The 19,095-nt window shown below is 56.1% G+C and carries 19 protein-coding genes; 8 read left to right on the top strand and 11 right to left on the bottom strand.

The window, feature by feature from the left end; all coding sequences use genetic code 11:
- The first annotated feature begins 158 nt into the window (after positions 1–158).
- From putA to R0J87_RS12870, 3 genes are all read left to right on the top strand, one after another.
- Positions 159–3,350: a bifunctional proline dehydrogenase/L-glutamate gamma-semialdehyde dehydrogenase PutA gene (putA, locus tag R0J87_RS12880; RefSeq protein ID WP_498886589.1), complete on the top strand. Its 3,192-nt coding sequence runs from the start codon at positions 159–161 to the stop codon at positions 3,348–3,350.
- Positions 3,351–3,695: 345 nt separating this feature from the next.
- On the top strand, positions 3,696–5,195 hold the full coding sequence (gene putP / locus R0J87_RS12875; RefSeq protein ID WP_404345375.1) for a sodium/proline symporter PutP: 1,500 nt from the start codon (positions 3,696–3,698) through the stop codon (positions 5,193–5,195).
- Positions 5,196–5,403: 208 nt separating this feature from the next.
- Complete coding sequence (locus R0J87_RS12870; protein ID WP_404345374.1) at positions 5,404–6,030, top strand: OmpW/AlkL family protein; 627 nt, start codon at positions 5,404–5,406, stop codon at positions 6,028–6,030.
- Between the two features lie 79 nt (positions 6,031–6,109).
- On the opposite strand, the gene R0J87_RS12865 is transcribed toward R0J87_RS12870, so the two are convergent.
- Entirely contained in the window at positions 6,110–6,442 is a 333-nt protein-coding gene (locus tag R0J87_RS12865) for a YqcC family protein (RefSeq protein ID WP_404345373.1), read from the bottom strand.
- A gap of 285 nt (positions 6,443–6,727) precedes the next feature.
- Between R0J87_RS12865 and R0J87_RS12860 the strand changes: the two genes are divergently transcribed.
- The 4 genes from R0J87_RS12860 to R0J87_RS12845 all read left to right on the top strand — a co-directional run bounded on the left by R0J87_RS12860 (position 6,728) and on the right by R0J87_RS12845 (position 9,757).
- Complete coding sequence (locus tag R0J87_RS12860) at positions 6,728–7,780, top strand: DUF3549 family protein (RefSeq protein WP_498886585.1); 1,053 nt, start codon at positions 6,728–6,730, stop codon at positions 7,778–7,780.
- Positions 7,781–7,832: 52 nt separating this feature from the next.
- Positions 7,833–8,273, top strand: a complete 441-nt coding sequence (locus R0J87_RS12855) for an ATP-dependent zinc protease family protein (protein WP_404345371.1) — start codon at positions 7,833–7,835, stop codon at positions 8,271–8,273.
- A gap of 40 nt (positions 8,274–8,313) precedes the next feature.
- Positions 8,314–9,222: a 30S ribosomal protein S6--L-glutamate ligase gene (gene rimK, locus R0J87_RS12850; RefSeq protein WP_311065710.1), complete on the top strand. Its 909-nt coding sequence runs from the start codon at positions 8,314–8,316 to the stop codon at positions 9,220–9,222.
- An 88-nt stretch (positions 9,223–9,310) separates the two neighbouring features.
- Entirely contained in the window at positions 9,311–9,757 is a 447-nt protein-coding gene (locus R0J87_RS12845; protein ID WP_188640455.1) for a hypothetical protein, read from the top strand.
- A gap of 16 nt (positions 9,758–9,773) precedes the next feature.
- On the opposite strand, the gene R0J87_RS12840 is transcribed toward R0J87_RS12845, so the two are convergent.
- From R0J87_RS12840 to R0J87_RS12795, 10 genes are all read right to left on the bottom strand, one after another.
- Positions 9,774–10,556, bottom strand: coding sequence for a SanA/YdcF family protein (locus tag R0J87_RS12840; RefSeq protein WP_498886582.1), 783 nt, complete (start codon positions 10,554–10,556; stop codon positions 9,774–9,776).
- 18 nt (positions 10,557–10,574) lie between these two features.
- Positions 10,575–11,144, bottom strand: a complete 570-nt coding sequence (sufT, locus tag R0J87_RS12835) for a putative Fe-S cluster assembly protein SufT (protein WP_404345369.1) — start codon at positions 11,142–11,144, stop codon at positions 10,575–10,577.
- Between the two features lie 8 nt (positions 11,145–11,152).
- Positions 11,153–12,418: a SufS family cysteine desulfurase gene (locus tag R0J87_RS12830; RefSeq protein WP_498886580.1), complete on the bottom strand. Its 1,266-nt coding sequence runs from the start codon at positions 12,416–12,418 to the stop codon at positions 11,153–11,155.
- A gap of 14 nt (positions 12,419–12,432) precedes the next feature.
- Complete coding sequence (gene sufD / locus R0J87_RS12825; RefSeq protein WP_498886578.1) at positions 12,433–13,773, bottom strand: Fe-S cluster assembly protein SufD; 1,341 nt, start codon at positions 13,771–13,773, stop codon at positions 12,433–12,435.
- Positions 13,770–14,519: a Fe-S cluster assembly ATPase SufC gene (sufC, locus tag R0J87_RS12820; protein ID WP_498886576.1), complete on the bottom strand. Its 750-nt coding sequence runs from the start codon at positions 14,517–14,519 to the stop codon at positions 13,770–13,772. Before sufC ends, sufD begins: the two co-directional genes overlap by 4 nt.
- Positions 14,520–14,589: 70 nt before the next feature.
- Positions 14,590–16,032 (bottom strand): Fe-S cluster assembly protein SufB, encoded by a 1,443-nt coding sequence (sufB, locus tag R0J87_RS12815; RefSeq protein ID WP_311065716.1) that lies wholly within the window; start codon positions 16,030–16,032, stop codon positions 14,590–14,592.
- Between the two features lie 70 nt (positions 16,033–16,102).
- Positions 16,103–16,567, bottom strand: a complete 465-nt coding sequence (locus tag R0J87_RS12810; protein ID WP_083026063.1) for an SUF system Fe-S cluster assembly regulator — start codon at positions 16,565–16,567, stop codon at positions 16,103–16,105.
- Positions 16,568–16,808: 241 nt separating this feature from the next.
- Positions 16,809–17,150, bottom strand: a complete 342-nt coding sequence (locus R0J87_RS12805) for a zinc ribbon domain-containing protein YjdM (protein WP_404465858.1) — start codon at positions 17,148–17,150, stop codon at positions 16,809–16,811.
- 92 nt (positions 17,151–17,242) lie between these two features.
- Positions 17,243–17,719, bottom strand: a complete 477-nt coding sequence (locus R0J87_RS12800; protein WP_498886573.1) for a YbhB/YbcL family Raf kinase inhibitor-like protein — start codon at positions 17,717–17,719, stop codon at positions 17,243–17,245.
- A gap of 52 nt (positions 17,720–17,771) precedes the next feature.
- A complete protein-coding gene (locus R0J87_RS12795) occupies positions 17,772–18,377 on the bottom strand; it encodes a hypothetical protein (protein ID WP_498886571.1) in 606 nt (201 codons plus the stop codon).
- Positions 18,378–18,509: 132 nt separating this feature from the next.
- Between R0J87_RS12795 and R0J87_RS12790 the strand changes: the two genes are divergently transcribed.
- Positions 18,510–18,971 carry a flavodoxin family protein gene (locus R0J87_RS12790; RefSeq protein WP_498886569.1) on the top strand — a complete coding sequence of 154 codons (462 nt, stop codon included), beginning with the start codon at positions 18,510–18,512 and terminating at the stop codon, positions 18,969–18,971.
- Positions 18,972–19,095 lie beyond the last annotated feature (124 nt).

The following is a 19,095-nucleotide window of genomic DNA, read 5'->3' as shown; positions in this document are numbered from 1 at the left end:
TGACACGTTTTGCCATGAAAACGACATACACCTAACGACAGCTAGCTCTACATTCAAACGTCAGCCTGGGCACTTGCCCTGCCATCACTTTTTTAACGGTAGCTGACCCAGCTATTCGTTCAAGTTGCTCGTTTCAGACCTGTCTTACGGGGGCCTCAATGCTCAATGCTAAACAAATGCGTGACTCTGCCACCTGGCAAACCGACCTTGATACGCTGCTAAAGCGTGTTAGCGAACACTACATCGTCGATGAAGACACTTATGTCAGCGAACTGATCAAACTACTGGGCGCTGACCAGGACGATTTTTCTCGCATTGAGGCCAACACGGCAGCACTGGTGCGCGACGTACGCAACATGGATACCGCGGTTGATACCATCGACGAGCTGCTGCAACAGTACAGCCTGGATACCCATGAAGGCCTGATGCTGATGTGCCTGGCAGAAGCGATGCTGCGTATTCCGGATAAAGCCACCGCAGATGCGCTGATCGAAGATAAGCTTGGCCCCGCCGACTGGCAGTCCCATGTGGGCAAGAGCGAATCGTGGATGGTTAACGCCTCTACTTGGGGCCTGTTAATGACCGGCCGCGTGCTGAAGCTGGACCACCCGAAAGAGGGCCAGCCCGCCCACTTTATTAACCGCATGGTTAATCGCATGGGCGAGCCGGTGATTCGCCGGGCGATGATGGAAGCGATGAAAATCATGGGCAAGCAGTTCGTGCTTGGCCGCGATATCAACGAAGCCCTGAAACGCTCTAAGCCGCTATTCAATAAAGGCTACACCTACTCCTACGATATGCTGGGTGAAGCCGCACGCACCCGCGACGATGCCAAACGCTACTTTGACGACTACGCTCGTGCCATTGAGCAAGTGGGCAAAGCGTGCAAATCGCTGGGCGACAAAACCCCTGCGCCGTCAGTCTCTATCAAGCTCTCTGCCCTGCACCCCCGCTATGAGTTTGGACGCCGCGAACAAGTTCTGACAGAACTGGTAGATACCGTTATTCAACTGGTCACCAAAGCGCGCGCACTGGATGTGGCTGTCACCATCGACGCGGAAGAAGTTGACCGCCTGGAGCTTTCTCTAGAAGTCTTCCGTGCGATTTACCAAAGCGACGCCGTCAAGGGCTGGGGCCACTTTGGCTTGGTGGTTCAGGCTTACTCCAAGCGCGCGCTGCCAGTACTGCACTACCTCAACCGTTTGGCCGATGAACAAGGCGATGAAATCCCGCTACGCCTAGTGAAAGGTGCGTATTGGGATAGCGAAATCAAAGAGTCTCAGCAGCTGGGTATCGATGGCTATCCGGTTTATACCCGCAAGGCGTGTACCGATGTGGCTTACCTGGCCTGCGCGCAGTTCCTGCTGTCTGACGACACCCGTGGCCGCATTTTCCCTCAGTTTGCGACGCACAACGCCCATACCGTCACGACGATTTTGGAACTAGCGAACCACGACAGCCGCCCGTTTGAATTCCAGCGCCTGCATGGCATGGGCGAAGCGCTATATGATGCGGCCCTTGAGCGTGCCCCCAAAGGCACCTACTGCCGTATTTACGCACCGGTCGGTGCGCATAAAGACCTACTGCCCTACTTAGTACGTCGCCTGCTGGAAAACGGCGCTAACTCGTCGTTTGTTCACCAGATTGTCGACCCAGATGTGCCGGTGGAGTCGCTGTGTCAGCATCCTATCGACACCCTGCGCCAGCAGAAAACGTTCTACAACAAGCGTATTCCTCTGCCTAAAGACATTTATGGCGCGAAGCGTCGTAACTCCCGTGGGGTTAACTTAAACATCCGTAGCCACTACGACCCGCTAATGGAAAAGATGGGCGGGTTTATGGACAAGCAGTACCCCACCAAGCCGCTACTGGCCTTTGATGTGGCAGACGACAGCGCTAACACGCATAGCGTGACGTCGCCTTTTGATCGCCGCCAAACGGTTGGTAGCGTGCAGTGGACGAGCAAAGAGCAGGCCGCTAAAGCCCTTGACGCCGCCTGGGAAGCCTTCCCCCGCTGGGACGCCACCCCGGTTGCCGAGCGCGCAGCAATTTTGCGTCGCTTGGGCGACCTGATGGAAGAGCACATGGCGGAGCTGATGACACTCTGCTCCCGCGAAGGCGGCAAGCTGCTGACCGATGGCGTCGATGAAATCAAAGAAGCGGTCGACTTCTGCCGCTATTACGCCATGCGTGCTGAAGAGTCGTTTGGCGAGCCCATTGAGCTGCCTGGTCCCACCGGTGAATCCAACCGCTTGATGATGGGTGGTAAAGGTGTTTTTGCCGCCATTAGCCCCTGGAACTTCCCGGTCGCCATCTTCTGCGGTCAAATTGTTGCCGCCGCCGTCGCAGGTAACACGGTACTAGCGAAACCCGCTGAGCAAACCTCGATTGTCGCCCACCGCGTTATCGAGCTGCTATACGAAGCAGGCATGCCCCGTGATGTAGTGCAGCTGCTGCCGGGTGACGGCCCTACCGTAGGCAGCGTGCTGACCTCTGACCCGCGCATTACCGGCGTAGTGTTTACCGGCGGTACCGACACAGCGCAAATTATTAACCGCGCTCTCGCCGCCCGTGACAACGCGCCGCTACCCACGCTGATCGCAGAAACCGGCGGCATGAACGCGATGATCGTTGACTCCACTGCCCTGCCCGAGCAGGTCGTGGTGGATGTCATTCAATCTGCTTTTCAGAGTGCTGGCCAGCGCTGCTCTGCCCTGCGGGTGCTCTACCTTCAGGAAGACGTTGCTGACCGCGTCATCGAAATCCTCAAGGGTGCGATGAGCGAACTGCGTATTGGCGACCCCCGCGACCTGGGTACCGATGTGGGCCCGGTCATTGATGAAGATGCCCGCAAGGGGTTGATGGCCCACATCGAGAAGCTGAAGGGCGAGAACCGCTTAGTGGCTGAAACACCGATGTCTGCCGAGCATACCCAGCACGGCACTTTTGTACCGCCGGTCGCCTTTACCATTGACAGTATTGACGCCCTGACGCGCGAGCAGTTTGGCCCGGTACTACACATTGTGCGCTTCAAAGCACGCGAGCTTGATAAGGTCATCAATGACATTAACGGCCGGGGTTATGGACTGACCTTTGGGGTGCATAGCCGTAACGAATCCTTTGCCGCTGAAATAGCGCAGAAAATTCGGGTAGGCAATGTGTATATCAACCGTAATATCATCGGTGCTGTTGTTGGTGTTCAACCGTTTGGTGGCCAAGGCTTATCAGGCACCGGCCCTAAAGCAGGCGGGCCGCACTACCTGCAGCGTTTTGTGACCGAAAAAACGATTACTAACAACACCGCCGCTCTGGGTGGCAACGCGTCGCTTCTGGCGCTAGGGGATGAGTGAACGGCTCATCAACACAACTAACCTGAACTCCTGAAAAGGAACCGTCTCATGGTTGACAATAATAGAGCAATTGCCTTGACGTGCGCGGCCTGTATGGGCCGCCTGTCGGGCACGGGGAACATTGCGCACACACGTACCCATCAACTCTCTCATGCCTTGTCTAGCGGATTCGCGATGACAGGCAGTGGAATGAAAACTCAGGGTTAACAACAACAAGGCTGCACTATGGCCGCTGCTGCTCGGCCAACGCAGCACCTGTCGACGCTCGCCGTGTACAAAAGAGTCAGCATCCGCAGACACTTTTGTACCCAGCGTAGCCTCGTACTCACAAACTGGAGAAGTTTCATGGCTACAGGTGTTTGGATTAGCTTATTCGGTTACTTTGCGCTCATGATCGCCATTGGCGTTTATGCTATGCGCAAATCAACGTCTTCCTCTGAAGACTACATGCTGGGTGGCCGTACACTCAGCCCACAAGTGGCCGCCCTTTCAGCGGGTGCGTCTGATATGAGCGGCTGGCTGCTGCTCGGCTTACCGGGGGCGATGTTTGTCTCTGGCCTGGGCTCCGCCTGGATCGGGATTGGCCTGCTAGTAGGCGCTCTCTTCAACTGGATTTTAGTTGCGCCGCGCCTGCGTGAACAAACCATTCACTATGGCAATGCAATCACGATCCCTGCGTTTCTGGCGAACCGCTTTCCGACCCGGGCACTGTCTCTGCGCACGGTATCCGCGATCGTTATCGTTATCTTCTTTGCCGTCTATACCGCCTCCGGCTTAGTGGCAGGCGGCAAGCTGTTTGAAAGCGCCTTCACCGGTGTTTATAACTTCGGCGATATGAGCAACTACGCCATGGGCGTGATGATCACCCTCGGCGTGGTGCTTATCTACACCGTGGTAGGTGGCTTCCTGGCCGTGAGCATGACGGACTTTGTTCAGGGCTGCATTATGATGCTGGCACTGATCATCATGCCCGCGGTGGTGCTGTTTGGCGAAGGCGGCGGTGGCTTCTCTCAGGCGTCACAGACGCTCAATGAGGTCGACCCCACGCTGCTGTCTTGGACCGAAGGGTTAACCTTCATCGGCTGGCTCTCTGCGGTGACCTGGGGCTTGGGTTACTTTGGCCAACCGCACATCATTGTGCGCTTCATGGCGATTCGCTCTCAGAAAGACGTGCCTACCGCCCGTAACATTGGTATGGGTTGGATGCTGATCTCACTGATTGGCGCTGTTTCGCTGGGCTTGGCAGGTCGTGCCTACGCCGTTCGTAATGGTCTGGACGTTCAAGACCCGGAAACGATCTTTATCATTCTAGCCAACCTTCTTTTCCACCCGCTGATTACTGGCTTCCTCTACGCGGCGCTGCTGGCGGCGATCATGAGTACCATTTCTAGCCAGCTGCTGGTGTCGTCTTCCTCACTTACCGAAGACTTCTATCGTCTGTTCCTGCACAAAAACGCCACTGAGCAACAGTGTGTAGCGGTTGGTCGTGTTTGCGTGGTGCTGGTCGGCGTGGTGGCTGCGATTATTGCCTCTGACGAAAACTCCCAAGTCCTGGGGCTGGTCAGTAACGCATGGGCAGGCTTTGGTGCGGCCTTCGGCCCGCTGATTATCTTGGCGCTGATGTGGCCGCGCACCAACGGTGCTGGCGCACTAGCGGGCATGATTGTCGGTGCTGTGACCGTCATGCTGTGGATCACTCTGGGTTGGAACGGCTCGTTCATGGGTGGTCCCGGCATTTACGAGATCATTCCTGGGTTCCTCGCGTCCTTCATCGCTATTTTGGTGGTCAGCAACATGACTGCCGATGCCGGTGAATATCAGCATATTGACCGCAAAGAAGCGTAATACGGCGGCATGACCAAGAAGGGCTCAGCGGGGAAACCCGCTGAGCCCTTTTTTGTGCCTGAGGCTAGATGCATATTGCTAACCGCCTAAACAAGAGGTTACCGCCTTTTGCCCCAGGTCAATACTGGCTGCTCTAGGGCTCGATACACTGACCGCATGGTTGTTCACCTCAACCCTTCCCCATCACTTATCGGTCAGGAGCGACGCTATGCGCCTTTTATCATTACCTTCTCTACTTATTACTGGAGTTGCCGCCGCCACCTTGGTAGCCAGTAGCCAAGCCGTTGCCTATGGCGCTGGCGATTTCTTTACTCGCGTGGGCGTGGCCAAAGTGGCACCTAAAAGCGACAACGGCTCGCTAGCTGGCGGTGCCTTCGCGGTCGACGTTCAGGATAAAACCGACTTCGCTTTCACCTTAGGCTACCGCTTTCATGACAAAGTAGGGGTAGAGCTGCTGGCTGCACTCCCTTTCGAGCACGACATTGAACTCAACGGTGACAACCTAGCATCAACAAAACACCTACCACCCACTCTGACGCTACAGTATTACCCCTTGGGCGGCAGTGATTCTCAAGTACAGCCTTACCTGGGTGCCGGTATTAATTACACGCGCTTTTCCGATGAGAGCCTCGCCATTGGCGAGCTTGAGCTAGATGATTCTTGGGGCGCGGCCGCTCAAGTGGGCGTCGATCTGCTCATTGATGACCACTGGGCACTCAACGCTGCTGCTTGGTACTTAGATATCGACACCGACGCCTCTATTAATGGCGCAGGTGCGGGTACCGTAGCGATTGACCCCATGGTGGTCATGGCAGGCTTGAGCTACCGCTTCTAGCCTCTACTCTCGCTCATGCAACAATGCCCAGCGCTCGCGCCCTGGGCATTGTTATATGGCCCTACCTCAACGTTGCTGATTAGTTCTCGGTAACCAGCTTGTCCACGCGCTCTACTGCTCTCACTACCAGCAGCTGATCGCTTGCTCGCACTTTCTGCTGCATCAAATATGCCGCCATCGCGGGGGCGACGTCACATTTGGCGGGCAGAGCAGCGTCCGCATCAATAAGCGCATTCATACGGGCAACAAAAACGTAGCGCACCCACTGGGGCAACGACATCGTATCGATACAAAAAGGCTGCTGGCTGGCAAAGGCAGCCGCATCCGGGGTGGGCGTACGCCACAGATCGGCGGCCTTCATGGCGGCTTCAAGCTCAAGAAGCGCGGTTTGAAGCTGTTGATGGACGCTCATAAACACCTTATGGGTTGGTCATATTTAGCCACCATTATCCCAACTCTGTGGGTAACTTGCCACTCGCAGGCGTGCTCAACGGAGTTATTCACCGATTCACAGAAAACCTGCAAGAGGCTGTGGATAAACTATGGAAAGGTGTCGCCACCGCTAGTCTCACGTGGCTTACGCAAAGTTGCTCAATTTTTAACCACTTAGACAATAAAGCGCGGATTATTCAGCGGTTGCGGCTGACAGTGGCAAGGCAGCAAGGTAGAGTGCAGGCTTGAAATGCGGAAGGATGTCATGCAGCCAATTAACACCCTTGATGAGTTTTTTACACGCAGTGGCGCTGAAGTGTCGCTTTACCATATGGGACGCAGAGTAACTGCCTGCTCCAGGGAAACCCTGCGCGCGTTTGAAAATGCCGAACAGGCCTGGCCAGAACCGTGGCAAGGGCAAGCGCGCCTGGGGATCGTCTTTCGCCTAGGGGCGATGGAGGAGCCTGCTATCTGGTTTTTAGCGCTGCCACTGGATGAGCAAGGCATGCTATCGCCTGCACAGCGCGATGGCTTTATTAACCGCCTTCTGGAAACCCTGGGTCGCAATGCCGCCGCGACAGACCCAAATGTGCTCGACGCTGCAGAAACAGCAGACGTGGACCATTTAATGAAGGATAATCCGCTGGCCTTTACGCCTGATATCACCTTTCAGGCTATGCTAAACGCCCGCGCCACCTATGCCAGCGCCCTACCCGCCAGCCAGCACCTAGAGCCTGTAGAGGCCTTCCTAAGCGGCCAGCAGACAATTGACTGGCAAGCATTAGGATTGCAGGGCATCGCGGATTACGTCGTGCGTTTGGACACACCAACCGCCGATGCGCTGGCACTGCGTATTGCCGATCTGCCGACCAGCGTTCTTCACTCGCTCTGCTACTGCCTTGAGCACCAAGAGCTCCCAGAGACATTGGTAGAAGCTTTGCGCACCCAAGGCGAGCAGGCCGCCAGCAGCGGCGACCTAGAAACGCTGTGTGCCTGCGTGCGTAGCGTGGGCAGTTCGCCATCGGATATCGCTGGCCGCTGGTATACCAGCCTATTAAGCGATAGTGCCGCCAGCGGCCCCGACCTGATGGCCGCCATCGCCGGTCGCGGTTGGCCATTACTGGAAGATGCCGAGCGCTTACCGCTATTCTTACAGCGTTTAGCAGAAGATGAACGCAGCCATTTTGCGGCTATAGTACGCGATATCGCACTGATTCCCCGGCTACGCTTACCGGTGATGCTCACGTTGCGTGATGCTCCCGCTGGCTCGGCTATTCAAGCACGTTTGTCGTCTATGCAGCCCAATCAACGCGGCTAGCGGACACCGTCATCACTATGTCTTGTTTCTCTTATAATGTCAGGAGTGCGCTGTGAAGGAATTACCCTATCAGGCCAAAGCTGTCATCGGCCGCCGTGAAATGGTGACGTTACCTGAGCTAGGGCTTCACCTTTGCTGCAAAGCCGATACAGGCGCGCGGACATCGGCGCTGCACGCCGAAGAGATTGAAACCCATGAAGATGCTGAAGGGCAATTGTGGGTAAGCTTTTTGACACACAGCGGCGGGCCGGAATCTCCTGCCCACCGCTACCGTTTGCACCTGCATGACCGTCGCCGCGTTACCAGCTCGAACGGCCATAGCGAGTGGCGTTATGTCATTCGAACTCCCATGCAACTGGGCGAACTGAACTTTCCGGTTGAATTAACCCTGACCGACCGTAGCAATATGCGCCACGCGATGCTGCTGGGTAGGCGCGCTATGCGCCGCCTACTGGTAGCCCCCGGCGCTGCATTTTTGCACGGCGAGCCTTAAACACTTTTAAACAACGACCCTTTTTGGCCCGGAGCCCTGCATGCATATTGCCCTGCTTTCTCGTAATCGTAACCTCTATTCGACGCGCCGACTGGTAGAAGCCGCCGAACAGCGTGGTCATACCGCTCGCGTAGTCGACACGCTACGCTGCTACATGAGCATCGCCTCGCACCACCCTTCTATTCACTATAAAGGCGCAGAGATTGAGCCGTTTGATGCGGTGATTCCGCGTATTGGCGCATCGGTGACTTTCTACGGCTGTGCGGTACTGCGCCAGTTTGAAATGATGGGCACCTACGTGATTAACGACTCGGTCGCGATTACCCGCTCTCGGGATAAGCTGCGCTCGCTGCAGCTGCTGTCGCGCAAGGGATTAGGCCTGCCGATTACCGGCTTTGCTCACTCGCCGGACGATATTCCCGACCTGATCACCATGGTGAAAGGCGCGCCGCTGGTGATTAAACTGCTGGAAGGCACCCAGGGCATTGGCGTGGTATTGGCTGAAACCAACCAAGCCGCTGAGTCTGTGATTCAAGCCTTTATGGGCATGAAGGCCAACATCATGGTTCAGGAGTACATCAAAGAAGCGCGCGGTGCAGATATTCGCTGCTTCGTGATTGGCGATAAAGTCGTGGCCTCCATGAAGCGTCAGGCTGCTGACGGCGAGTTCCGCTCCAACCTTCACCGTGGCGGCACTGCCAGCGTGATCCGCATTACGCCGGAAGAGCGCTCCACAGCCATCCGCGCGGCGAAAGCCATGGGGCTACGCGTGGCGGGCGTTGATTTGCTGCGCTCCAACCACGGCCCGGTGATTATGGAAGTCAACTCATCGCCCGGTTTGCAGGGCATTGAGAACGCCACGGGCAAAGATATCGCTGGCATGATCATTGAGCATATTGAAAAAAACGCGGTGCCGGCACGCAAAGCGCCACCCAAGCCTAAAGGTTAACGGGTAAATGCAAAAATAATCCGCATTAGGGGTGGCAAATCAACGCCGCCACCCCCACAATCTGCGTCACCGAAGGAGGTAGACGCTCATGTTTCTCGACAATCGCCAAGTGGCGATGGACAGCGTGCTGGAAGCGCTGGCCGATAGCATTGATTATTTCCAGGACAATATCGAACGCCTGCGCCCCTCGCTGCGTGATGCACTGAAGCCGCATTATACTGAGCGATTAAAGCAGATGCGTCAGCTTCAGGAGCTTGCCCGCGCACATTTAAAAATGCTGCCTCGGGATGCTGACGTTGAGCGGGATGACTTTTTATGGCTCTGGAGCCGTTTAAAAAGTTTTGTTGGCAACGATAGCCAAGTTTTAATCAATGAGCTGTTGGAACAAGAGCGTGTACTGATGCAGGCCCTATCGACGCTGTTTACCCATCCATTGCCCGACCCCATCGAGCCGGTCGTGGATGAGTGCATGCAAGGCTGCCGCAAGCTGATTCGCGAGCTGTATAGCCTGCAAAAGCGTAAACCCCGACGTTAACGTCGGGTGTTAGGGGTTACTCCACATCCGGCTGCGGCATTGGCAGCAGCAAAAGAGCAGCGTCGATATCCACCGTTGTATCAAGTGTACTTTCGCTGCTCTCACCGTTACTCTCCGTACGATTACTCTCCTGACGATGTAGCCTGATAGGCTCAGCGGGGCCAAGAAAGTAAGGCTCCCTCCCCCATAGGTAGAGATCCCCAAGCGTGGCAATACGCGCGACCCATTCACGCATCCTCAGACGCCACTCGTCCGCCGCGGGCTGCTCTTCTGCAATACAGCCTGTCACGTCCATGCCCAGCGCCCGACCAATAAAAATCGCCCGAGGCAAGTGCCAGCTTTGGGTCACCAGTAACGCCTCATCCAGCTGAAACACATCCCGCGCCCGCACCATCGTGTCATAGGTGCTGAAGCCAGCGAAATCCATTGTCAGCTGCTCCGCAGGCACCCCTCGGCGATAAAGATCACGCCACATGGCACGCGGCTCGTTATAGGCTTGAGTGCGATTATCGCCTGAGATGAGCAGGTGCTGCACACGCTGGTCGGCGACTAGGCGTGCAGACGTTCGCATACGGGCATGGAAATGGGGGTTTCGCAGGCCACTGCGCGTCCAGTGAGAGGTTCCAAAGACGATCGCCACATCGGTCGGCCGACACTGCGCCCAATGACCGTCGATATGCCGCGAAGTGCTCGCAAGCACCCATAAATTACCGGCTATAAACAGCAATGTCGCCAGCAGCAGCAAAGCTCCTAGCGACATTAGAAAACGCTTTGTCCAACGTAATAACAGGCTGTGCATCCAGCTCCCCAGCGGGGGTTAGAACATGCCGAGCTCAAGCTTGGCTTCGTCGCTCATCATGTCACGACTCCAAGGTGGGCTAAAGACAATTTCGGTATGCACCTTGTTGATTTGCGGTGCTCCCAAAATCTTATTGCGCGCATCGGCCGCAATCACATCGCCCATACCGCAGCCTGGCGCGGTCAGCGTCATACGGATAGTGACCATCCGCTCGCCACTAATCAAGCGCTCGATCCGACAACCGTACACCAGCCCTAAATCGACGATATTCACCGGAATTTCTGGGTCAAAGCAGGTGCGTAGCTGATCCCAGACAAACTGCTCAATCTCGTCATCGGTGGCACTTTCTGACAGTGTCGGACGCGGCAAGGATTCAAGCCCCAATGCATCAAGGTTGCGCCCTTCAATCAGGTATAAGCGCCCCTCAAAACCGACACTCACCGAGCTGCCCTTGGCTTGCATCACGCTGACAATACTGTCTTCCGTCAACGTGTCCGTTTTGCCAAACGGAATCGCGATGGCCTCTACATCCCGCTGGAGCGGAAGCTTTTGACCGCGCTCAAGACTCGCAATTTGCTCGATATCCATAGATGTCCTTAGCGTACCATTCCAATCACACGGTTGAGCGCTGCCACAAACGTGTCTACTTCATCGAGGGTATTGTAAGCAGCAAACGATGCACGACAGGTTGCCTCAACGCCAAAGTGATGTAGCAGCGGCTGGGCGCAGTGGTGCCCGGTACGAATTGCCACGCCCAGCTGGTCAATCAGCAGGCCAATATCCTGCGAGTGAGCGCCTTCAACAACGAAGGAGAGCACGCCCGCTTTATGCGGCGCAGTGCCCAGTATCCGCAGGCCCTCGATGTCACTCACCGCCTGAGTCGCATGGTTTAACAGCACGGCTTCCCACGCACCAATCGCCTCGACACCAACGCCTTCCATCCACTCAAGCGCACGGCCAAGCGCAATCACTTCGGCAATGGCAGGGGTGCCCGCTTCAAACTTATGCGGAATACCCGCGAAGGTGGTGCCCACATCAAAAGAGACGGTTTTGATCATCTCGCCGCCACCCTGCCAAGGCGGCATGGCCTCTAGCAACGCCTGCTTGCCATACAGCACGCCAACACCCGTTGGGCCGTACACTTTATGGCCTGAAAACGCGTAGAAATCTGCATCGATGGATTGAACATCCACCTGCTGATGCGGTGTGGCTTGGGCGCCATCCACCAAGATGAGCGCGCCGTGCTGATGCGCCAGCGCCGCCATCTCTTTCACGGGGTTGATCGTACCCAGCGCGTTAGAGACGTGATTCACCGCCACTAGCTTCGTGCGCTCACTCAAGAGCTCTCGATACGCCTGCATATCGAGCGCCCCGTGCGCATCCACTGGGATGATCCTGATGGTGAAGCCGCGCTCCGCCGCCAGCAGTTGCCAGGGCACGATATTGGAGTGGTGCTCCAACATCGAGATCAGCACTTCGTCCCCGGCGTTCAGCTGGCTACGGCCCCAACTTTGGGCCACTAAATTGATCGCTTCAGTGGTGCCCCGCGTGAAGATGATTTGGCGGGCATCTTCGGCATTGAGAAACGCTTTAACACGATGACGCGTAGCCTCAAAAGCTGCCGTCGCTTCATCGGCGAGCGTATGCAAGCCGCGGTGAATATTGGCGTTGTAGCGCGAGTAGTAATCGCTAAACACCTCAATCACCTGCTGTGGCGTTTGGCTGGTGGCGGCATTATCCAAATACACCAGCGGCTTGCCGTGAACCTCACGATTCAAAATCGGAAAGTCGCGGCGCAGCGCTTCAACGTCATAGGCCGCAACGCTGCGCTCGGTAGGCTTCTCAATCACGCTATGGGGCATCGATGACTCCTTGATTAATCGTTGAGCGCAGCCGCCGCTTCAACCAGTCCGGCGAGATTGAAACGTTCAGGCAGCTTACCGGCTACCGCCAACTCAACGCGCTCGGCAATGGCATCCAGCGCCACTTTTTCAAGCACTTCACCGGCGAAGGCGAGGGTCAACAGGCCACGGGCAGTGGCTTCGTCGATACCCCGGGTACGCAGCGCATAGATCGCGTCTGCATCCAGCTGCCCAGTGGTGGTGCCGTGGGAGCACTTCACGTCGTCGGCATAGATTTCAAGCTCTGGCTTCGCGTCGATTTGCGCGCGATCCGACAGCAGCAGGTTCTGGTTGCTTTGGAAGCCTTCAATCTTCTGACTGTCGCGTTTCACGTACACTTTGCCGTTGAAGACACCGTGAGCGCGGTCATCCAGAATGCCTTTGTAGTTCTCGTTGGAGAACGTCAGCGGCGCGTTGTGGTTCACCTTAGTGTGGTTATCCACGTGCTGGCGACCCTGACCAAAGAACAGGCCGTAGAAGTTCGTCTCAGCGCCCTGACCGTTCAAGTCACTGATCAGGTCGTTACGCACCAGTGCGCCGCCCAGGTTCAGGTTGTACGAGGTGTAGCGGCTGTCGCGGTTCTGCTCGACGTGAATGCTTGCTACGTGCAGGTCGCCAATCGGTGCTTCCTGGAGCTTGTAGTGGTTCAAAATAGCCCCACGATCCAGCATCAGCTCTGCCACGACGTTGGTAAAGTTGGCGGCATCCGCCTCACCCACGTAGTGCTCAATGAGGGTAGCTTCGCTTCGCCCAGCGGCTTCAACCAAAATGCGCGGATGGCTCATCACCGGCGTACCCGCACGGGACAGGAACTGCAGCAAGATGGGCTTTTCGACCACCGTACCCGGCGCAATGCGTACCACAGCGCCCTCTTCCATAAAGACGGTGTTTAACGCAGCGAACGTGGAGAAATCGACGCCGGTTAAACGCCCCAGCGGGCCGCCCACGGCTTCATGGTTCTCCGCCAGCGCTTTAGAGAGCGGCATCACCTGCACGCTATCCGGCAGGGCATCTACATCAGACAGCGCCGCAGAAAAAACGCCATCCACGAACGTCAGCCGGTAAGCATCCAGCGGCAGCGTGATAGCAGCCGCCTGGGCTTGGGAAAACTCCGCGTTATCGGCCAGGGCAAAATTACCCTTGGCGATGGCGCGTACGTCGGTGTACTTCCACTCTTCGTCGCGGCGGGTGGGAAAGCCCATCGCATCAAAACGAGCGGCCCCCGCCTGGCGGCGGGCAGCAATCCAGGTGGGCTCGCCAGCGCGCTGTTGGCTACGCGTGGCTAGCGTGTCCAAAAACGTTTGCGTATCGCTCATGCCACAGACTCCTCAATGCCTTCATAACCATTGGTCTCAAGCTCTTTGGCAAGCTCGGCATCGCCGGTTTTGACAATACGTCCATCGACCAGAACGTGGACTTTGTCCGGCACGATGTAGTCCAGCAGACGCTGGTAGTGGGTAACCAACAGAATGGCGCGCTCTTCCGCACGCAGGCTGTTTACGCCATCGGCAACGACTTTCATGGCGTCGATATCGAGGCCAGAGTCGATCTCATCCAGCATGGCCAGCTTCGGCTGTAGCACCAGCATCTGCAGAATTTCGTTACGCTTTTTCTCACCGCCGGAGAAGCCTTCGTTCACCGCACGCTGCAGGAAGCTGGCATCCATTTTCATAAAGCCGAGTTTCTCTTTGACCAGCTTCATGAATTCCGGCGCGGGCATTTCGCCTTCACCACGCGCAACGCGCTGAGCGTTAAGCGCAGACTTCAGCAGGTAAATGTTTTTCACCCCGGGGATTTCTACCGGGTACTGGAAACCTAGCAACAGGCCTGCTTGGGCGCGCTCTTCGATTTCCATTTCCAGCACGTCCTGACCTTCAAACGTGATGCTGCCTTGAGTCACTTCATAACCATCTTTACCAGCGATAACCGCTGACAAAGTGGATTTACCCGCGCCGTTGGGGCCCATGATGGCGTGCACTTCACCGGCATTAATGGTGAGCGTCAGGCCTTTCAGAATCTCTTTGCCTTCGACGGTGACGTGTAAATCGTTAACTTGCAACATAGTGATCGCCTTTTAAATACTTGCGGGTCGCGAGCGCGACGCCCTAAAAATAAGTTGGGTGCCGGAGCGGTTAGCCCACCGCGCCTTCCAGAGTAACGTTCAGCAGTGCTTCCGCTTCCACCGCGAATTCCATCGGCAGTTCTTGGAAAACATCTTTACAGAAGCCATTCACAATCATGCTGACCGCATCTTCTTCTGAGATACCGCGGCTCTGGCAGTAGAAGAGCTGATCTTCACCGATTTTAGAGGTGGTGGCTTCGTGCTCAATGGTCGCGGTGCTGTTGCCAATTTCCTGATAGGGGAACGTGTGGGCACCACACTTGTCGCCAATCAGCAGCGAATCGCACTGGGTAAAGTTACGCGCGCCCTTGGCACGCGGCCCAATTTTAACCAAGCCACGGTAAGACTGGTCGCTCTTACCCGCTGAAATACCTTTGGCAACGATATAGGAGCGCGTGCCTTCACCAATGTGAATCATCTTGGTGCCGGTGTCCGCCTGCTGGCGACCGTTCGTCACTGCGACAGAGTAGAACTCACCGATGCTGTCTTTACCGCGCAGCACGCAAGAGGGGTATTTCCAGGTAATTGCAGAGCCGGTTTCTACCTGTGTCCAGCTGATGCGTGAACGCTCACCGCGGCAGTCGCCACGTTTGGTCACGAAGTTGTAGATACCGCCTTTACCCTCTTCGTCACCCGGGTACCAGTTCTGAACGGTGGAGTATTTGATGTAGGCATCATCCAGCGCTACCAGCTCGACAACCGCCGCGTGCAGCTGGTTCTCATCGCGCATAGGCGCGGTGCAGCCTTCCAGGTAAGAGACCTGGGCGCGGTCTTCACAGATCACCAGCGTACGCTCAAACTGGCCGGTGTTCGCCGCGTTGATGCGGAAGTAAGTCGACAGCTCCATCGGGCACTTTACGCCTTCCGGTACGAAGACGAACGAGCCATCGGTGAACACGGCAGAGTTCAGCGCAGCGAAGTAGTTATCTGCAACGGGAACCACCGTGCCCAGGTACTGCTTAATTAGATCCGGGTAATCGCGGATAGCCTCAGAGATGGAGCAGAAGATAACGCCCGCCTCCGCCAGCTCTTTTTTGAACGTGGTGGCAACCGATACGGAGTCGAATACCGCATCAACGGCGACACCGGCGAGCGCGGCACGCTCATGCAGCGGAATACCCAGTTTTTCGTAGGTTTCCAGCAGCTTGGGGTCGACTTCATCCAGGCTCTGGGGGCGATCTTCTGGGCGTTTGGGCGCGCTGTAGTAGGAGATCTCTTGGTAGTTGATCGGCGGATAGTTCAGGTGTGCCCAGGACGGCTCTTCCATCTTTAACCACTGACGGTAAGCGTCTAGACGCCACTCCAGCATCCACTCCGGCTCGCCTTTCTTTTTCGAGATAAAGGCAATGGTGTTTTCATCCAGGCCAGGTGGCAGTGTGTCGCTTTCAATATCGGTTACAAAGCCATCTTTGTACTCGCGACGAACCAACTGTTCCATTTCTTCGCTTGCCATGGTGATACCCTCCGGGCAGTTGGGTGGCGAGGTCAGCTCGCCGTCAATAGAATTAATGTGGCCTAGCGGCTTAAGCTGATGCCGCTGACAGGCTAATACTTTGAATCGGTAACTGTACGGGTAGCTTGATGGGCGCGGTGTCCGCCAAGTGAGCAAGCGTCACGCTTTCAAGCAGCGTGCGAATGGCCAGCGAAACACGCTGCCAGTTATCGGCCACCCCACAGGTGGCGGCAAGTTCACACTCGCCCTCCGCTTGACTGCACTCGGTCATAGCTACCGGTCCTTCAATCGCACTGATAATGTCGGCGGCGGTAATCTGGGAGGCCGGCCGAGCCAAACGGTAACCGCCTTGCACACCACGCTGAGATTCCAAAAGCCCCGCCTTCACCAACATTTTAAGCGTTTTGCTCACCGTGGGATGTGGCAATTGAACCGCTTCCGCTAAATCAGCCGTTGTATGCGACGCCTGGTGGTGACGGGCAATTTGCGCCATCACCACAGCGGCATAATCTGTCAGCCGAGAAAGCTTGAGCATAGTCACTCCCGTTTTCCATCACGTTAGGGTGAGCCGTTGGCTTACCCGTTAATTGGGTACCATTTTAGTCCTGTATAAATTTGATGTGAAGCCCTTCTGCAAAATCCTTATCAAATAGCTCAATTTCCTAGCACGTTCGCAGCTGATAACATCAAAAAAGCCAATCATTATCATTTAGGAAAGCTATGACGCTAGCCGCTAGGCAAAAAAACGCCCGCGAACGAATCGCAGGCGCTTTGGATTAAGCTTTTTTGACGAATATCGATTTCAACTTCATAGGGCCAATGCCGTCGACTTTGCAGTCGATATCATGATCACCATCCACCAAGCGGATGTTCTTCACTTTGGTGCCTACCTTCACGACCGATGAGCTACCTTTAACTTTTAGGTCTTTGATCACCGTCACTGTGTCGCCATCAGCGAGCATATTGCCGTTGGCATCGCGAATGCCTGACTCCGCCTCTGCATCACCAGACTCACCGCTCTTCGACCACTCATTACCGCACTCTGGGCAGACGTATTGAATGCCATCATCGTAGGTAAACTCAGAGGCACAGGCAGGACAATTAGGCAGGTCACTCATAAAGGCTCCATCGCAGCAGACAAATACGCAGGGCGTAGAAAGCGATGGAGCCTACACGGCTTGAGCAGAATGCTCCAGCCTGGGGCGGTAAATCAGGCGCGCTCGTAGGTGCCGACGAGACGGTTCATGCCTAACAAGTGAGGCTCAACCGCGTTCAATAGTTCAGCCAGCGTTAGCCCTTCCGGCAGCGTTGTTTGTTCATCTAGCGCCAGCACCCAGAAATAGTAAAGGTGGCTGCCGTGGCCTTCTGGGGGCATGGGCCCGCCGTAGCCAGGTCTACCAAAATCAGCCATACCCAACGTGCCTAGCGTGGTGTTTTCATCCAGCGAGGTGATATCCCCCGGCAGGTTGTAGAGCACCCAGTGCACAAACCCGTAGCTGCCCTCTTTCACCAGCGGGGCATCAGGGTCGTGACAGATCACCGCAAACCCTTTGGTGCCTTCCGGAGCCCCTTGCCAAGCGAGCGCAGGGGAAACATCGTCGCCTTCGCCCGTATGCTTGGCAGGAATCGCTTGATGGTTGCCAAAGGCCGTGCTGGTGACTTGCATGGTAGATAGTGCAAATGCCATAGAGCTCTCCTAATCGACGAAATAAGTGGCAGGCCTCAATGTAGCGAATGTGTTAGCGCAACTCCAACTGTGCCGCATGGCGCTCCCTCCAATGCTGAGCAATGCGGCGATTTTCCGCATTAGCGCTCGGGTCCAGTACCGTTGGCAGTTGAACGGCTTCGCCGCCGGTTTGGAAGGTCACAAGCGGGTCTTGTGTGGCTAGCTGCAGTGCGTAGAGCACCAGCATGAGTTCGTACTGGTCTTCGGTATTAAGCCTTGCAAACAGCAGTGGAACGGCAGGCATACCTATTTCACCCAGGCGCTCGGCTGCGATGTACCAGGGCCTTGGGTTATCGGGCCCGCCATACTGGCTAACAAACCGGCGGTCGGATAACCGGCTTACATAGTATGCGGCTTCCTCTTCCGGGCTTACCAGCAGCGGCGGTGTCCAATCTTCCGCCTGCGCCGTTCTGACGGGTTGATGGTTCAATGCAGCCGCAGCAGGAGCAGTCGCTATCTCTTCACTGCTCGCGGTAGGAGCTGAACGGCTGTCGTTACGGGCAGGTGCGCTTGTTTGACCCGCACACGCTGCCAATAACAGCGTTAATGAACAAAGACTGGCGATCCCTATCGTTTTGGCCTGCTGACGCATGACGCGATTCCCTTTTTGATCGTTCAACACGGAACACCCTATTCCATACCCAGTTTGAAAGCGTTTGATTGGTTTGCACTAAGGCCACTAGGCTGTGTCATTAAGTGCTGACAGTGTGGCACCTCTTGAACACACCGCCAATTGCCTGAAGATATCCTCATGAAACGCTTATTAATCGTCGCTCACTCGCCCTCCGTCAATACCCAGGCATTGTGCCGTGCCGTACACCATGGCGCTGAACACGAGGACATCGAGGCGGTGGAGTGCATTGTCAAAACGCCTTACGAGGCGGGGCCAGCGGACATTCTCGCCTGCGATGGCGTTGTGCTGGGCACGACCGAAAACCTTGGGTACATGAGCGGCGCGCTAAAAGACTTTTTCGACCGTAGCTACTACAGCGTATTAGAAGAGAAGCAGGGCCTGCCCTGCGCGCTTTATATTCGCGCGGGTCATGACGGCACGGGCACCCAACGCGCGGTGGAAAGCATCATCACCGGGCTACGTTGGCGCTGGGTGCAGGACCCGCTTATTTTTCGCGGTGAGTGGCAGGAGGACTTCACCCGCCAAGCCGAAGAGCTGGGCATGACCATGGCCGCCGGGCTGGATAACGGGCTATTTTAAAGGTCTTTTTTAAAGTGCTTTAAAACGAAAAACGGCACCACGAGGGTGTAATGCCAGTCAGTTAAGCCTGACTGGCTTTTTACTCACCGCATATTTCTGTGGTCGTGCCCGGACAGCACGCGGG

It is taken from the genome of Halomonas sp. SIMBA_159, from assembly GCF_046536035.1.
Lineage (GTDB): Bacteria > Pseudomonadota > Gammaproteobacteria > Pseudomonadales > Halomonadaceae > Vreelandella > Vreelandella venusta_A.
This window is presented reverse-complemented; position numbering and strand designations above follow the sequence as displayed.

Bases quoted from the DNA above. Each gene is read 5' to 3' on its own strand.
- R0J87_RS12860 (WP_498886585.1), top strand. From the start codon at position 6,728: ATGCAGCCAATTAACACCCTTGATGAGTTTTTTACACGCAGTGGCGCT.
- R0J87_RS12805 (WP_404465858.1), bottom strand. From the start codon at position 17,150: ATGAGTGACCTGCCTAATTGTCCTGCCTGTGCCTCTGAGTTTACCTAC.
- sufC (WP_498886576.1), bottom strand. From the start codon at position 14,519: ATGTTGCAAGTTAACGATTTACACGTCACCGTCGAAGGCAAAGAGATT.
- R0J87_RS12810 (WP_083026063.1), bottom strand. From the start codon at position 16,567: ATGCTCAAGCTTTCTCGGCTGACAGATTATGCCGCTGTGGTGATGGCG.
- sufT (WP_404345369.1), bottom strand. From the start codon at position 11,144: ATGGATATCGAGCAAATTGCGAGTCTTGAGCGCGGTCAAAAGCTTCCG.
- R0J87_RS12870 (WP_404345374.1), top strand. From the start codon at position 5,404: ATGCGCCTTTTATCATTACCTTCTCTACTTATTACTGGAGTTGCCGCC.
- sufD (WP_498886578.1), bottom strand. From the start codon at position 13,773: ATGAGCGATACGCAAACGTTTTTGGACACGCTAGCCACGCGTAGCCAA.
- R0J87_RS12830 (WP_498886580.1), bottom strand. From the start codon at position 12,418: ATGCCCCATAGCGTGATTGAGAAGCCTACCGAGCGCAGCGTTGCGGCC.
- R0J87_RS12790 (WP_498886569.1), top strand. From the start codon at position 18,510: ATGAAACGCTTATTAATCGTCGCTCACTCGCCCTCCGTCAATACCCAG.
- R0J87_RS12865 (WP_404345373.1), bottom strand. From the start codon at position 6,442: ATGAGCGTCCATCAACAGCTTCAAACCGCGCTTCTTGAGCTTGAAGCC.
- putA (WP_498886589.1), top strand. From the start codon at position 159: ATGCTCAATGCTAAACAAATGCGTGACTCTGCCACCTGGCAAACCGAC.
- R0J87_RS12800 (WP_498886573.1), bottom strand. From the start codon at position 17,719: ATGGCATTTGCACTATCTACCATGCAAGTCACCAGCACGGCCTTTGGC.
- putP (WP_404345375.1), top strand. From the start codon at position 3,696: ATGGCTACAGGTGTTTGGATTAGCTTATTCGGTTACTTTGCGCTCATG.
- rimK (WP_311065710.1), top strand. From the start codon at position 8,314: ATGCATATTGCCCTGCTTTCTCGTAATCGTAACCTCTATTCGACGCGC.
- R0J87_RS12845 (WP_188640455.1), top strand. From the start codon at position 9,311: ATGTTTCTCGACAATCGCCAAGTGGCGATGGACAGCGTGCTGGAAGCG.
- R0J87_RS12840 (WP_498886582.1), bottom strand. From the start codon at position 10,556: ATGCACAGCCTGTTATTACGTTGGACAAAGCGTTTTCTAATGTCGCTA.
- sufB (WP_311065716.1), bottom strand. From the start codon at position 16,032: ATGGCAAGCGAAGAAATGGAACAGTTGGTTCGTCGCGAGTACAAAGAT.